This window comes from Amycolatopsis endophytica (assembly GCF_013410405.1).
Taxonomy (GTDB): domain Bacteria; phylum Actinomycetota; class Actinomycetes; order Mycobacteriales; family Pseudonocardiaceae; genus Amycolatopsis_E; species Amycolatopsis_E endophytica.
Genome location: NZ_JACCFK010000001.1, coordinates 4,077,617 through 4,091,950, shown reverse-complemented (window position 1 = coordinate 4,091,950; position 14,334 = coordinate 4,077,617). Strand labels below are relative to the sequence as shown.

The following is a 14,334-nucleotide window of genomic DNA, read 5'->3' as shown; positions in this document are numbered from 1 at the left end:
GTTGTGCCGATCCTGAGATTGCCGGTCTCTGTCCAAACGCGTTCTACGTGCCGAAGACGAGGGGTAGGAAGATCGCGGCGCCGAGGAGGGAGATACCGCTGAACAGGTCGGACCGGATCCGGACGACCTTGGCGGCCATCTGACCGACGAACAGGCCGGCGAAGGACATGATCGCCGTGGCGACGCCGAACACCAGCATCGGCGCGACGAGGGAGAACCCGGCGATGCCGAGGCCGGCGCCCGCGACGAAGTTGTCGATGCTCAATGAGAGCGGCATGCCGAACAGCGTCACCCACGGGTGGTCGAGTTCGTCCGGCTCGGGCTTCCGGATGGCGCCGATGATGAAGTAGATGCCGTACAACCCCAGCGCGACCGCGCCGACGTAGTCGGCCCACTCCCCCAGGGTTTCCCCGAGGAAGTGCCCGACCAGGCCCCCCAGCAGCGGACTCACCGCGTCCCACAGCCCGAAGACGAGGGCCACCTGGACGGCGCGGCGCCAGCCGAAGGGAATGGTTCCGATCGCGATCGACGAGCGGAAGTTGTCGAGACTGAGACCGAAAGCCAACGCGATCAGCGGAAGGAATTCGAGATTCACCTGAACCACCTCGAAGAATAATCAGGGCCGACTGGGCGCGGCGCAGCTGAATCCTTCTTCAGCGAGTGACGCAAGGCCCCTGCGAGATCGACCGGCGATCCGGGGGCCCTGCGCCAACGCAGACGTAGTCCCGTCGCGGACCTAGCCGCCTGCCGCGACTACGAGAAATCGAGTGATACGGGCCGCGGGGGCCCGGCTGTCAGCCCCGGTAGAAGTAGCCGGTGGCCTCAGCGCACACCTCGACGACGGTGTACTCCGGAGTTTCCCACTTCATCATTACCTCCTACTGTTGACTACGCCCGGCGACTGGGCGAAGACCGGACATTCGTGAGCCACGCGATTTCGCGGGAAACCTCACGAAATCGCGTGTTCACCAAAGAGCATCGCCGATTTAACGCAGTGGTCGCAACCGACCGTGAACCAGTGGTGGACAACCGGTGCCGAACGGCGCCCCGGAGCCCACGAGTGGGGAGGGGGTGCCCACGGACGGTCGCGGCAGGTCAACCGGGCAGATCACCAGCAGGAAGACGTGGCGCGGGAGGCTCCCCGATGCCGGGACGGCCGCACCCGAGAGCCGGGGGCACCTGGGCACACCACAGAGTCAACGCTACGACCGCGCACGAGACGCCGTCAATGGCAACCCGCGCGGCACCCGCTCGGATCACCGCGGCTATAACGCTTTTCAATGTCCGCCGTTCGAATTCCGGCCCGCTATGCCGCGAAAGCCGGCCTAGAATGCCGGAGTGCGAATCTATCTTGGCTCCGATCACGCCGGACTCGAACTCAAGAACCACTTCGTCAAGAGGCTTTCCGGCCTCGGTCACGAGGTGATCGACGTCGGCCCCGCCGGTTACGACGCGAACGACGACTACCCGCCGTTCTGCGTCGAGGCGGCGCGGCTCGTCGTCGCGGACGAGGGCAGCCTCGGCATCGTCATCGGCGGCTCCGGGAACGGGGAGCAGATCGCCGCCAACAAGGTGCCCGGTGCCCGAGCCGCGCTCACGTGGAACGTGGCCACCGCCCGCCTGGCGCGTCAGCACAACAACGCGCTGCTGGCCGGCATCGGCGCCCGGATGCACGCGGTCGAGGAGGCCGAGCGCATCGTGGACGCGTTCCTCGCCACGGAGTTCGAGGGCGGGCGCCACCAGCGCAGGATCGACCAGCTGTCGGACTACGAGCGCACCGGCGAACCGCCCGCTCTGCCGGTGTGACCACCGTCCGTACCGCGACGCGCCGCGCTCGCGGTGGTCGTCGACCACCGCGAGCGCGGCTCCACTCAGGACGAAGCGCGAGTCGGCTCAGCCCGTTGCTCGCGCCACCCGGTGTCCGCGCGCTCGGACCTGACCATCCGCACCGACCGCGGGCGCGAACACAGCACAATGGACTGTGTGGCGATGCGACCGGGACGGTGCTCGACGCCGGTGAGCAGCTCGCTGCCGGTCACGCCGGTGGCGCAGAACAGGACACTCCCCCCGCGCACGAGATCGCCGGTGTGCAGAACCTCGCCGCGGTCGCCTCGCCCTGCGCCTTCGGGCCGCAGCCGGACCTGCAGCGACCCGCCCAGGCAGGACAGGGCGGCCGCCGCGAGGACACCCTCCGCGGCGCCTCCGGTGCCCACCACCACGTCCACCCGGCTCTCCGGCCGCGCCACGGCGACCGCACCCGCGAGGTCCCCGCCCTCGAGCGGGTGGACCCGTGCGCCGGCACGGCGGATCTCGTGCACGAGATCGGCGTGCCACGGCCGGTTGAGCACGCCGACGACGACATCGGTCACCGGAACGTCCTTGGCCGTCGCGACCGCTCGCAGGTTCTCCACCACCGGCAGGCGGATGTCGACGACGCCGGCGCAGTCGGGGCCGACAGCCAGTTTCTGCATGGACCGCACCGCCGACGGGTCGAACAACGCCCCGCGCTCGGCCACCGCGATCGCCGCGAGCGAGTGCGGCACGTCCCGCGCCGACGAAAGCGCGGCATCGCCGACACCGATCCCGACGTCGCACGCCGGGCCGTCCCCGTACCCGACGCCCTCCCCCTTGGCCAGGGCGGGCGTGGCTTCCTGCTCGCCGACCACGACGACGCCGCGCATCGGCACCGACATGATGAGTTCCCGCATCGCGCCGGTGGCGGCGAGCCTGCCGCTGCCCCGCTCACCCCGTCCGGCCCACCTGCCCGCCGCGATCGCGGCGGCCTCGGTGACACGCACGAGTTCGAGAGCCAGAGTGTGATCCGGTCCGCCGGGATCGACGGCGGCAACCGCTTCCCGTCCCTCGGCGCGGCGATGGCCGGAAACCACGGTGGTGCCCCATTCCTGAGTACTCATGAACCTCGATCCCCTCGGACGGACGGTGGCACGAGAGCGCGGCCACCGGGACGATGAACGCCGCAACGGCAACGACCGGACCGGCGCACACGCGGCCGGTCCGGTCGTCCCGTCATCGCGACACGAGCCGCCTCATCGCGCGGCCGCGTTGGCGACGGCGCGCTCGGAGAGCGCCTTCTGGGCCGCAGCCCAGTTGTCGTTGTCGCCCCGCCAGGTCTCCAGCGCCGGGCCGACCAGCGCCCGCCCGAACGAGTAGGTGAGCTCCCACGGAAGCGGGTCGAGGCCCTGCATCGCCCCGAGGTGCTTCGTCGCCAGCTCCGGGCTCTGGCCACCGGACAGGAAGGCGATGCCCGGCACGGACGCCGGGACCGTCTCCCGCAGGGTCTCCACCGTGGCCTTGGCGACGTCGGCCACCGAGGGCTGCTCCGGGCTGCCGGTCCCGGCGACCACCATGTTGGGCTTGAGGACGATGCCGTCGAGCTGCACCTGCATCAGGTCGAGCTCCTCGAACAGCACCTCCAGCACGGCGGTCGTCACCTGACGGCACTTCGCCAGCGAGTGGTCACCGTCCATCAGCACCTCGGGCTCCACGATGGGCACCAGGCCGCCTTCCTGGCACAGACCGGCGTAGCGCGCCAGCGCGTGCACGTTCGCGCGCACCGCACGGTCCGACGGCATGCCGTCGCCGATCGTGATGACCGCGCGCCACTTGGCGAAAGTCCCGCCGAGCCGCACGTATTCGGCCACTCGCTCGCGCAGCCCGTCGAGTCCCTCGGTGATCTTCTCGTCCGGGGCTCCCGCCAGCGGCTTCGCGCCGGTGTCGACCTTGATCCCGGCGAGAACGCCGATGTCGTCGAGGAACCGCGGGAACGTGCGGCCGTCGCTCAGCTTCTGGCGGAACGTCTCGTCCGCGAGGATGACGCCGCTGATCGACTCCGAAAGCTGCGGGGTCGTGACGATCAGCTCCCGGTACACCCGGCGGTTCTCTTCCGTCGGCTCGACCCCCACCTTCTCGAGCCGCGACGACATCGTCCCGATGCTCTCGTCGGCGGCGAGAATACCGCGCCTGCCGGAGACCATCGTCCGCGCAATCTTGTTCAGAGCTGACATCTCGGGTTGATCCTCCTGTGCTCCACACCGGACGGTGTGGCGTGGTCCGATTTGGTTCGACGATCAGGTCATCGACTTGTGTACGTCGATCGCTGTACTGGTTTTCCGGGGTGGTGTACGCCGCGCGCTCACGGCTCTCGGTTTCTGTCCGGGCACGGCAACCGGCACCGGGCTGCCCTTCGTCGCCGCGATCTCCACCAGTTCCCGCGCGTACTCCGGAAGCCCACGGCGCTCGTGCCAAGCCGCGTAGATCGGCTTCGCCGGCATTTCCTGGTCGACGGTCACCAGGTGCAGCCTGCCCTCGGCGAGTTCGGGCCGCACGGTGGAGACGTTCAGCACCGTCACGCGCTTGCTCGTCGCGACCGCCTGCTTGATCGCGGCGTTGGACGGGAATTCGACGTAGCTGCGCGGGGCATCCGCGGCAGCCAGCAGTTCGTCCGTGAACTCCCGGATCCCCGAACCACGCTCACGCAGGACGAGCGGGGCGGCTGCCAGCTCCTGCACCGTCAGGGGACTCGTCCTGGTGGCCCACGGGTGCTTCGAGCCGACCACCACGGCCAGCTTGTCGTCGCAGATGTACCGGGTGACCAGGTCACCGGGCACCTGCTTCTCCACCTCGCCGCCGGCCTGGCACCAGCCGTCGATGAACGCGAGGTCGACGTGGCCCGCACGGAGCAGGCGGCGAAGCTCATCGAGGTCTCCGGCCTGCACTTCGACCCGTGCCTCACCGAACGAGAACCCGGAACGGTTCAACCACTCGGGGATCAGGTGCCCGGAAATCCCCGGGCTTCCCGCGACCCGCAGCCGCTTCGACTCGGCGGTCCGGGCACCGGAACCGAATTCCAGCAACTCACGCGCTGCCTGCATGACGTTACGGGCGTACTTCGCCAGCATCTCTCCTTCCTCGGTGAGCTTCGAACCGGCGGGAGAGCGTTCCAGCAGTCGAAGACCGAGGCGACGTTCCATCGCGCTGATCCTGATGCTGGCGGCCGGCTGCGAAAGACTGTGTGCTTGAGCGGCCTTTCCCACGCTGCCGTAGCTTTCGACGGACAGCAGCAGATCGAGATCGGCGAGCTGAGGCATCTTTGACGGAAGAACCACGGTTTCACCTCTCGCTCCAGACATCGTGGTGCTGTCACTCGGAAGACCCGGCGTGTGACGGCCACCGGCAGCAGTCGCGGGCTGCCCCTGCGACTCGCGGTGCAGGACGAGCCTGACCGGTACCGGCGAACGTGGTCAATCCGTTGGACACGAACGCGTGCCGTAGGGGTATGAACGGTGCTCACCGGGCCACCTGCGGCCCCTCCCGGAAATCCGGCGGCGGCGATGACCTCGTGACGGTCTTCGAGGAGGTCAGGAACCCTTTCGTGGCAACACCGGTACCGTTCGTCCGCGATCCACTGTCGCCAGTACGAGCGGGCTTGCCGCAACCGGAACGCATCGACGACCGTTGGCGGCAACGGCCGGATTCCACCACCGGGTGGGATGCCGAGCGATACCCGTAACGGGACTCCCGCCAGCGCAAGGCCCCGGACTGCACGAAGCACCGGGGTCTTGCGCCCTCCAACGGAAATCGCGGTCAGCGCGCGGCGTCACACGCTCGTGCCGCCCGCATGATGGCGAGCTCGGTCCGCTCTTCCACGACGACCTTCCGCACGCCTTCGGAGAGCCGTTCACTGCCGATCAGCGCGTCCGTGTCCGCCAGTACGCGATCCTCGACAGTGGTGAAGCGGGGATAGAGCGCACGCGCGAAGGCGAGCAGGAATTCGGGCTGGGCGGTTTCCGCCATGGTCTCCAGCGTCCGCAGATAGCGGTCCGCGTACGGCGTGAGCAACGCTTCCTGCCCCGGTTGCCGCAGCCCCGCCATGATGGCCTTTTTCTCCGCGAGCGAGAACCCGTCGCCGAACAACCGCGTCCACGCTTCTTCCTTGGCGGCAACGGTGGGGCGCGCGGCCTCGGCCGTCAAGGCGTTCCGGCGACCGCTGTCCCCCGGATCGGCTTCCACCGCGATGTCCAGAAGATCACCGATGTCGCCTCCGGTCGACGCGAGGCGGAGCACCGCCCGCCACCGGAGGTCGGGGTCCACCGCGAGATGCACCCAGGGGGTCCGTCCGCGGACCAGCTCGTTGAGCAGACCGTGCCCCTCGGCTTGGACCACACCGACGAGCGTGCGGGCGAACACCAGCTGGCGGTCACTGCCCAGGGCCGCGCCGGCCAGCTGATCGCGCACCTGACGCGCCAGGACTTCGAGCATCCGGCTTCGCTCCGCCGGGTCCCCGTAGACCTCCACCGCCTGCACCGCGCGCTCCAAGAGCGCTTCGAGCACACCGGCGTCGCACTCCAGCACGCCCTCCGTGAGCACGGCCGCCGCGTAACCGCGCGCGGGAAGTCGTGCGTCGAGCACGTCGTCCCACAGCGCTCCCCACACGACCGCCCGCGCGCGTGGGTCGTCCAGTGTGGACAGGGTTCGCAAGGCCGCCCGCCGGGATCGCGGATCGAGCCTGACCTTGACGTGGCACACCGAATCGTCGTTGGGCACCAGCAGGTCCGGGCTCGGGTCGCCGAACCCGGTCAGGTCGTTCTCCTGCCGGTGGGGAGTGAGCGGCACGTGCACGCGCCGCCGCAGCACCAACTTGCCGTCGTGGTCGTCGAACGCGGCGACGCTCAGGTTCAGGTGCCGCGGGCGGACGTCCGGATCGGCGAGCTGCACCAGGCGATCGCCTGCTTCGCCGCGGGAGACCTCGACGGTGTTGACACCGCGGTGCAGCAGCCACTCGTCCACCCAGCGATCCACGTCCTCGTCCGGCACCCGCCGCAACGCGGCCACGAAGTCTTCGAGGGTGGCGTTGCCCCACGCGTGTGCCCGCAGGTAAGCGCGCACACCGTCGATGAAGGAGTCCCAGCCCAGGCGCTCGGCGAGGTCGCGGAGGACCGCCGCCCCCTTCTTGTAGACGATCGGCCCGAAGTTCACCCGCGCGGCGCCGGTGTCGGCGGTTTCGACGCGGATCGCGTGACTCGTGGGCAACTGGTCGGCGTGCCGGGCCACTGGCAGGGCGTGGTGCGCGTACCCGGTCCAGCCTTCCCCGTACCGCGTCACTTCGGGCTGCGCGACGACCGACATCATCTCCGCGAACGCCTCGTTCAGCCACAGGTCGTCCCACCAGCGCATCGTCACGTAGTCGCCGAACCACATGTGCGCCATTTCGTGCATCAGCACCTCGGCCCGTCGTCGCCGCTTGTCCTCGGTGACCCGGTGCCGGAACAGGAACCGCTCGTTGAGCGTCACGCAACCCGGGTGTTCCATTCCCCCGAACGCGTACTCGGGCGCGAAGACGTGGTCGTACTTGGCGAACGGGTACGGGAGGTCGAACAACCGGCCGTAGAAGTCGAGACCGCGTCCGACCACTTCGAAGAGCTCGGACGCGTCGGCGGCGAGCGAGTCGAGCAGCGAATCCCGCGCGTACAGCGCCATCGGCACTCCGCGGTGGCTGGAACTCAGCCTGCGGAACGGGCCCGCGGCGAAGGCCACCAGGTACGGCGGCAGCGGTGGCGTGGGTCGAAAGCGCCACCTCGAACGCCCCCCGGACGCGGGCGCGGACTCGGCGGGGTCGGTGTTGGCGACCACCACCCACCCGTCCTCGGCGGTGACGGTCAGGTCGACCGTGGCCTTCAGATCGGGCTGGTCGAAACAGGCGAACACCTTGTGCGCCGCGAACGGCTCGAACTTGGTGTGCAGGTACACCTGCCCATCGAGCGGGTCGTGGAACCGGTGCAGCCCCTCGCCGGTACGCGAATACGTGGCGGTGCCCGCCACGCGGACCGTGTTCGCGCCGGCTCGCACGTCCAGGCGGACACGCGCCCCGTCGTACGCCTCCGGCCCCAGCGCACGGCCGTTGCACTCGACCGTGCGGACGTCTCCGGCGAAGTCGAGGAAGACGGACGCGTCCCCGGTACGGGCACGGAAGCGGACGACCGTGGTCGTCCCGAACTCCCGTGCACCGCCCGTCAGGTCGAGATCCACCGCGTAACCGACGTCGGAGACCTCCGCCGAACGCGCCGTCGCCTCGTCCCGGGTCAGTGCGTTGCGCGCCATGACACGACTGTCGGCCGCCATACGGTCATCGTCCTCGCGCCGACACCGTCGGTCGCCGGTAGACCAGCCTTTCCCGGATCGTTTCGCCGCCGGCCGTGTCCTCCTGGTTGGCCCGGTCGAGGGCGTCCTGCACCAGGTGGTGGTCGGGTGAGTGCATGCAGACCGGATCGGTGCGTGCCGCGTCGCCGGTCAGCGCGAAGGCCTGACACCGGCATCCGCCGAAGTCCATCTCCTTGCGGGGACAGCTGCGGCACGGGTCGGGCATCCACGCGGTTCCGCGGAACGCCTCGAACGCGGCGGACTTCGACCAGATCCACTCGAGGTCGTGGTCGCGCACCGAGGCGAACTCCATCGTCGTGATCTCCGCGGCCACCGGGCACGGGTACACCACGCCGTCCGGTGCGACGGTCAGTGCCGTCTGCGCCCATCCGCCCATGCACGGCTTCGGATAGGGCTCGTAGTAGTCCGGGAGGATCCAGAGCAGCTCCATCCGCTCCGCCAGCTCGGCCTTGCGGCGTTCGTAGACACTGACCGCCTCGTCCAGCTGGGCCTTGGTCGGCATCAACAGCTCGCGGTTGCGCAGGGCCCACCCGTAGTACTGGGCGTTCGCGAGCTCCAGCCGCTCGGCGCCCCACGACACGCAGACGTCGATGATCGCGTCCAGGCGGTCCAGGTTCACCCGGTGCAGCACCACGTTCATGTTCAACGGCAGTCCGGCGTCGCGGATGATGCGCGCGGCGGCCTCCTTCTTGTCGAAGCGTTTGCTCGCCGCGACCAGGTTCGTCGACTCGGCGGCGTCGCCCTGGATGCTCAGCTGCGCGCTGTTGAGCCCCGCCGCGACCAGCGAATGCGCCCGGGCCTCCGTGAGCCCGAGGCCGCTGGTGATCAGGTTCGTGTACAAGCCGAGGCCGCGGCACTCGGCGATCAGGGTCTCCAGGTCACCGCGGACGAGGGGTTCACCGCCGGAGAAGTGGACCTGCACGACACCGAGCGCGGCCGCCGCACGGATCACCCGCACCCAGTCGTCGGTGCCGAGCTCGTCCTGCCGACCACGCAGTTCCACCGGGTTCGAGCAGTAGACGCAGTGCAACGGGCACTGGTGCGTCACCTCGGCCAGCAGGCCGTACGGCTGCGGCATCCCGTTCACGTGACCACCACCCAACCCCTTCCGGACGCATCCCGCAGGAACGTCATCACGTCGTTCGCGAGGTCGGTGGCCTCGAAATCGTGTTCGAGCTGATCGACCACCTGCCGCACGGTCCTGCTGCCGTCACACAACCCCAGGATCGCCGCCCCGGACTTGTTCAGGAGGACGACCCGCTCGGGCAACAGGAGCAACTCCACGTCCCGGACGTGGTCGTGCTTGAGCATCGCCTTGGTCGCCAGCCGCGGGGTGGCGGTCAGATCGCTGGTGTCCATCACGAACTCTTGCTGTAGGCGGCCTGCACGGCGTCCAGCAGGCTCCACAGGACGTCGCACTTGAACTCCAGCGCTCGCGCGCACGCGTCCTGCTGTTCCCGGGACTTCGCGTGGTTGATCACCAGTTCGAGCAGGTGCGCGATGTCCTTGGGCTGCTGGGTGAGCCGCGCCCGGAAGTACTCCAGGCCCTCCGTGGCGATCCACGGGTAGTGCTGCCGGACGTCGGTGATCCGCCTGCTGAGCAGGTCCGGTGCGAACAGCTCGGTCAGAGCCGAGGCCACCGACTCCAGCCACGGCTTCCGGCGGCAGAAATCCACGTAGGCGTCCACGGCGAAGCGCACGCCGGGCAGCACCGTGTCGTCGTCGAACAGCTCCTCGCGGCTCAGCCCGACGGCTTCGCCGAGGCGAACCCACTTCTCGATGCCGCCTTCGTCCCCGGTCCGCCCGTCGTGGTCGATGATGCGCTGGATCCACCGGCGGCGGTCCTCGCGGCCGGGGAGTTTGGTCAGGATGAACGCGTCCTTCACGGGCAGGTTCACCTGGTAGTAGAAGCGGTTGCGCACCCACCCGCGGAACTCCTCCTCGGACAGCTCGCCCGAATGCATCCGCTCGTTGAACGGGTGCAGGTGGTGGTACCGCTTCTCGCCGATCGAGCGCAGCTGCGCTTCGAACTCCTCAGGGGACCACGTGTTCATACTTCCACCTCCAGACCGGCTCGGCCGATCTCGATGCCCAGGTCCGTCAGCCACCGCCGCTCCGCGGACCCTTCGTCGAGAATCGGGTTCGTGTTGTTGATGTGCGTGTAGATCTTCCGCTTCGCGGGAAGCGCCGCCAGAGCACGGGCGGACCCGTCGTCACCGCTGACCGGCATGTGCCCCATGGACCGTCCGGTCCGGCTTCCCGCGCCCTGACGCGACATCTCGTCGTCCGTCCAGAACGTCCCGTCGACGAAGACGCAGTCAGCCGATTCCACCTGCCCGGCGAAGTCCGCGTCCCACCGCGGCAGCGTCGGCGCGTACACCGCTGTCCCGCCCGTCACCGTGTCCTCCAAGCGGAAGCCCACCTCCCACTCCGAGGACGGGTCGCCGAGCCGCGACCGCCGCCCACGCCCGATGTAGCGGGGCGCCTTCGAGCCGGTCAGGAAGGCGGTCACCCGCAACCGGTCGTCCAGGTCCAGCGGCTTGCCGATCTCGATCAGCGACCAGGTGAGGTCCGCGTAGTCGCTGAGCAACTCCCGGACCGGGAACCACGAGTTCAGCGCCTCGAGCACCGGGGAGGTCCCATACACCGTCAGCGACGACTCCTCCCGCAGCATCAGCAGGCCGATCGTGTGATCGAACTCCGCGTCCGTCAGCAACACACCGGCGACCGGCGTCGCCCGGGTTCCCGGCCCCGGGTGCAACGCGGGATCCGCCGCTATCTGGTGGTGCACGTCCGGGGTCGCGTTCAGCAGGAACCACCGCTCGCCGTCACCGGAAACCGCGATCCCGGCGTGCTTGGTCGCGACGTCCGGTTTGGCACGGGCCCGGCGGCAACCGGCGCACGCGCAGTTCCACTGTGGATAGCCGCCGCCCGCCGCGGCCCCGAGACAATGAATGAACACGGTGCAGGGCCCGTCAACGCCGGTGCAGGTGATCGCGGGCTGCGGCGCGCCCTTCGGCCGCCGCGAAATCAAGCGTTTTCCACCTCATGGCGTCCTCCCTCAATTCGACCCTGACAACGGCCGTACAAAAGCAGGCGCCATTGCCCGTCGAGGGTTCGGCCAGGGCGGCCGTCGGCTATGGTCGCCCTGAACTCGGCTTGTCTTTCTTCAGCTTCTTCGTCCGTGTCCGGCGTGGCAACCGATCGCGAACGACCGGCACCGAATCACGGACGAACGGGCGCCGCGCCGCCACGAGCGGACCGCGGTCCCCGGCACCCCGCGCACCGGGTCCAGAAAAGCCTCCTGGCCTGCGGTTTCCCGTCTCGGACCGCCTCGCGTTCGCGGAGCACGACCCCGAGGACCGGAAGCGGCACCCGTCACCGGCCCCCGACGCCGCCCCGCCCGATCCGCGGTACCCGGTGGTTATTTGTTGTGTGCATTGGGGGATTGTGTTTTTGGATGTGGTGGGGTGTTGCCGGGTTTTGGGTGGGTGGGTGATGGTGGTGGGACTGGTTTTTTCGGTTTCGGATGTGTGAGGAGTTTGTTGTGCAGTTGCAGGTGGCGTTGGATGTGCTGGATTTGCCGGCGGCGTTGACGTTGGCGGATCAGGTGTCGGAGCATGTGGATATTTTGGAGTTGGGGACGCCGTTGGTGAAGTCGGCGGGTATCGGTGCGGTGAGCGCGATCAAGGCGGCGCATCCGGACAAGTTGGTGTTCGTGGATCTCAAGACCGCGGATGCGGGTGAGCTGGAGGCGACGCTGGCGTTCGAGGCTGGTGCGGATCTGGTGACGGTGATGGGGGCTGCTGATGATGACACGGTGCGGGGTGCGGTCGCGGCGGGCCGTAAGTACGGCAAGGACGTGGTCGCGGACATGATCACGGTGGTGGAGGGCCGGGTGGCGCGGATTCGTGAGGTGGCGAAGCTGGGGGTGTCGTTCGTGGAGATTCATGCGGGTCTGGACGAGCAGGCCCGTCCTGGTTACAGCATCGCCACGTTGCTGCAGGACGGTCGTGAGGCCGGGGTGCCGTTCTCGATCGCGGGCGGGATCAAGGTCGACACCATCGCCTCGGTGCGCGAAGCGGGCGCGAAGGTCGCCGTGGCCGGTGGCGCGATCTACAACGCCCCCGACCCCGGCGCCGCCGCCGCCGAACTCAAAAAACGCGCCACCCGCTGACACCCGGCCACCCCAGGCGAAGAACACCAATCCGCCGGCGGTCCGGGGCGTTCGAGCGCGACCAGCCCACCAGCGCCCGGCCCGCCGGCGGACGGGAACGGAGAGAAAGGGAAACGGCGTGGAAGCCCAAGAGAAGAGCACGCGACCCGGCGGGCCACCCGCTGTCCACGACACCTACTGCTCCCTGATGGTGCAGGCCGCCGGTGTGCTGCGGTTGCGGTACGTGGAGTGCAGCCAGGACACCAGCCTGTCCCCGGCCGCGGCGAACGAGCTGGCGAACGTCTTCGAGAGCATCGCCAAGGGAGACCCCGCCTTCGACCAGATCGATCCGAAGGAGGCGATCGCGTTGGCGCATCGCCTGATCGACGACGACCACCCCGAGCTCTCCCTGTTGTGGCCCGGGATCCGGTAGGCGGCCCGGGAGCCGCGGCCGAGGTCCCTGATTGATGCCCTGGTGCCGGTGACCGGGCCGGGCGCGGACAGCGGGTGGTGCCCGCGCTCCTCTCGCTTCCGCCGAGCCCGGCCGATTCCGGCTCACCGCCCAGCCCGTCCCCACCCGAGGATCATTCGCAGCTCAACGAGGAGTACACGATGACCACTGCCGTTGCCACCGAAGCCCCCGCCCGATCCGCGCCCGTGGGCGATCCCGCCCTGATCGGCGTGCCCACCTTCATCGTCGGCGCGACCGCGCTCGGCCTGGTGCTGACCGGGTACGTCCCGGCCGACGCCGTGGGCGCCTCGATCGCGATCATCCTGCCCGCGACCGGCGTGGGCCAGCTCGTCGCCGCGCTGTGGGCGGCCGCACTGGGTGAAAGCGCTGTCGCCGCGGTGTTCGGGGTGTTCGCCGGTTTCTGGCTCAGCTACGCGGCGCTGGTGCTCGGCCTGATCCACGGCTGGTTCGGGATCTCCGCCGACGCGGCGGTCGCCACACAGGGACTGTTCCTGATCGCCTGGCTGGTCACGATCGGCCTGCTGACGCTGACCACCCTGCGGCTGCCCGCCGCGTTCACCCTGCTGTTCGTCCTGGTCGACCTCGCGCTCGCGCTCGTGCTGTACGGCACGGTGGCCGGCTCCACGGCGGCCACCACCGCGGGCGGCTACGCCGTGTTCGCCTTCACGGCGGTCGGCGTGTACCTGTTCGCCGGCGCCGTGTCCGCCGCCACCGGTGGCAAGCCCCTGCCCCTGGGCCGCCCCGTGCTGAACTGATGTGACGGCCGGGTGGGTGCCGGGCCTTCGCGCCCACCCGGTGAGCTCCGCCCGGCCTTGGCCGTGGCAGGCCAGTAAGTACAGCGGCCTCGTCCCGCATCGTGCTCGACCGGGTTTCGCACGCGCGCCCGGCACGCCCACCACCGCTCACCTGCGCGGACACGGGTCACCGGCCTGCGCAACGAGGTGGGCACCACTGAGCGGCCCCGCCGGAGGCGCCGTCGGTCCTGATGGCCCTGCTCGGGAGAGCGGCACCGAACCGTCGCGTGCCGACCCAGCCCGTCGTTTCCCCAGGTCAGACCATTGCGGGCACCCGGCTGCCGGTCCGTGTGCGGGCCGTAATAAGCTATGTCCCATCGCCACTGCGGTGGCGATGGCCGGGCTGTGGCGCAGTTTGGTAGCGCACTTGACTGGGGGTCAAGGGGTCGCAGGTTCAAATCCTGTCAGCCCGACCGGCAAGAGGGTCCTCGCAGGTCAGATACTGCGAGGACCCTCTTTTTGTGATCTTGGTGAGTTCTTCGAGGTCGAGCACGCCGCCCCTGACCGCGAGGGCAGACAAAGGCGCGCGAGGAACCCCCGGCCCTACAACCCAGAGCACCGGGTTGGGGGTTCCGTCTTGTCAGCCGTGGGTACGGCGCGCAACCTTCTTCGGTGCCCTGCCCAGTAGGTCGGGTCGTGCCCAGGGGAACCTGGCGCCGGTCCGGGAGCTTCCCCTCCTGGACCGGCTGCCGCGACCGTAGAACATGTGTCGGAAGCATGCGCTGTAGCGCACT

At 69.2% G+C, this 14,334-nt stretch carries 14 protein-coding genes and 1 tRNA gene; 5 read left to right on the top strand and 10 right to left on the bottom strand.

Annotated elements, in window-relative coordinates; translation table 11 throughout:
- Positions 1-43: 43 nt before the first annotated feature.
- Both HNR02_RS20175 and HNR02_RS37005 read right to left on the bottom strand, forming a co-directional pair.
- Positions 44-595, bottom strand: coding sequence for a manganese efflux pump MntP (locus HNR02_RS20175; protein WP_312861061.1), 552 nt, complete (start codon positions 593-595; stop codon positions 44-46).
- A gap of 199 nt (positions 596-794) precedes the next feature.
- Positions 795-869, bottom strand: coding sequence for a pyrroloquinoline quinone precursor peptide PqqA (locus HNR02_RS37005; RefSeq protein WP_491307209.1), 75 nt, complete (start codon positions 867-869; stop codon positions 795-797).
- A gap of 469 nt (positions 870-1,338) precedes the next feature.
- Here HNR02_RS37005 and HNR02_RS20170 point away from each other — a divergent pair, with 469 nt between their 5' ends.
- Entirely contained in the window at positions 1,339-1,806 is a 468-nt protein-coding gene (locus HNR02_RS20170) for a ribose-5-phosphate isomerase (protein ID WP_179774693.1), read from the top strand.
- Between the two features lie 65 nt (positions 1,807-1,871).
- Here HNR02_RS20170 and HNR02_RS20165 read toward each other — a convergent pair whose 3' ends face one another.
- From HNR02_RS20165 to pqqB, 8 genes are all read right to left on the bottom strand, one after another.
- Positions 1,872-2,915 carry a fructose-bisphosphatase class II gene (locus HNR02_RS20165; protein WP_179774692.1) on the bottom strand — a complete coding sequence of 348 codons (1,044 nt, stop codon included), beginning with the start codon at positions 2,913-2,915 and terminating at the stop codon, positions 1,872-1,874.
- Positions 2,916-3,047: 132 nt separating this feature from the next.
- Positions 3,048-4,025 carry a class I fructose-bisphosphate aldolase gene (locus HNR02_RS20160; RefSeq protein WP_179774691.1) on the bottom strand — a complete coding sequence of 326 codons (978 nt, stop codon included), beginning with the start codon at positions 4,023-4,025 and terminating at the stop codon, positions 3,048-3,050.
- A gap of 63 nt (positions 4,026-4,088) precedes the next feature.
- A complete protein-coding gene (locus HNR02_RS20155) occupies positions 4,089-5,126 on the bottom strand; it encodes a LysR substrate-binding domain-containing protein (RefSeq protein WP_312861060.1) in 1,038 nt (345 codons plus the stop codon).
- 478 nt (positions 5,127-5,604) lie between these two features.
- Complete coding sequence (gene pepN, locus HNR02_RS20150; protein WP_246338603.1) at positions 5,605-8,118, bottom strand: aminopeptidase N; 2,514 nt, start codon at positions 8,116-8,118, stop codon at positions 5,605-5,607.
- 25 nt (positions 8,119-8,143) lie between these two features.
- A complete protein-coding gene (gene pqqE / locus HNR02_RS20145) occupies positions 8,144-9,256 on the bottom strand; it encodes a pyrroloquinoline quinone biosynthesis protein PqqE (RefSeq protein ID WP_179776021.1) in 1,113 nt (370 codons plus the stop codon).
- A gap of 5 nt (positions 9,257-9,261) precedes the next feature.
- Complete coding sequence (gene pqqD / locus HNR02_RS20140) at positions 9,262-9,537, bottom strand: pyrroloquinoline quinone biosynthesis peptide chaperone PqqD (protein ID WP_179774689.1); 276 nt, start codon at positions 9,535-9,537, stop codon at positions 9,262-9,264.
- On the bottom strand, positions 9,537-10,232 hold the full coding sequence (pqqC, locus tag HNR02_RS20135) for a pyrroloquinoline-quinone synthase PqqC (RefSeq protein ID WP_179774688.1): 696 nt from the start codon (positions 10,230-10,232) through the stop codon (positions 9,537-9,539). The genes pqqD and pqqC overlap by 1 nt, the downstream gene beginning before the upstream one ends.
- A complete protein-coding gene (gene pqqB, locus HNR02_RS20130) occupies positions 10,229-11,212 on the bottom strand; it encodes a pyrroloquinoline quinone biosynthesis protein PqqB (protein ID WP_218903006.1) in 984 nt (327 codons plus the stop codon). Before pqqB ends, pqqC begins: the two co-directional genes overlap by 4 nt.
- A gap of 513 nt (positions 11,213-11,725) precedes the next feature.
- Here pqqB and hxlA point away from each other — a divergent pair.
- The 4 genes from hxlA to HNR02_RS20110 all read left to right on the top strand — a co-directional run bounded on the left by hxlA (position 11,726) and on the right by HNR02_RS20110 (position 14,013).
- A complete protein-coding gene (gene hxlA, locus HNR02_RS20125; protein ID WP_312861059.1) occupies positions 11,726-12,355 on the top strand; it encodes a 3-hexulose-6-phosphate synthase in 630 nt (209 codons plus the stop codon).
- A gap of 118 nt (positions 12,356-12,473) precedes the next feature.
- On the top strand, positions 12,474-12,767 hold the full coding sequence (locus HNR02_RS20120; RefSeq protein ID WP_179774686.1) for a hypothetical protein: 294 nt from the start codon (positions 12,474-12,476) through the stop codon (positions 12,765-12,767).
- A gap of 179 nt (positions 12,768-12,946) precedes the next feature.
- Positions 12,947-13,561: a GPR1/FUN34/YaaH family transporter gene (locus HNR02_RS20115; RefSeq protein WP_179774685.1), complete on the top strand. Its 615-nt coding sequence runs from the start codon at positions 12,947-12,949 to the stop codon at positions 13,559-13,561.
- A gap of 378 nt (positions 13,562-13,939) precedes the next feature.
- A tRNA-Pro gene (locus tag HNR02_RS20110) sits at positions 13,940-14,013 on the top strand.
- The last annotated feature ends 321 nt before the right edge of the window (positions 14,014-14,334 follow it).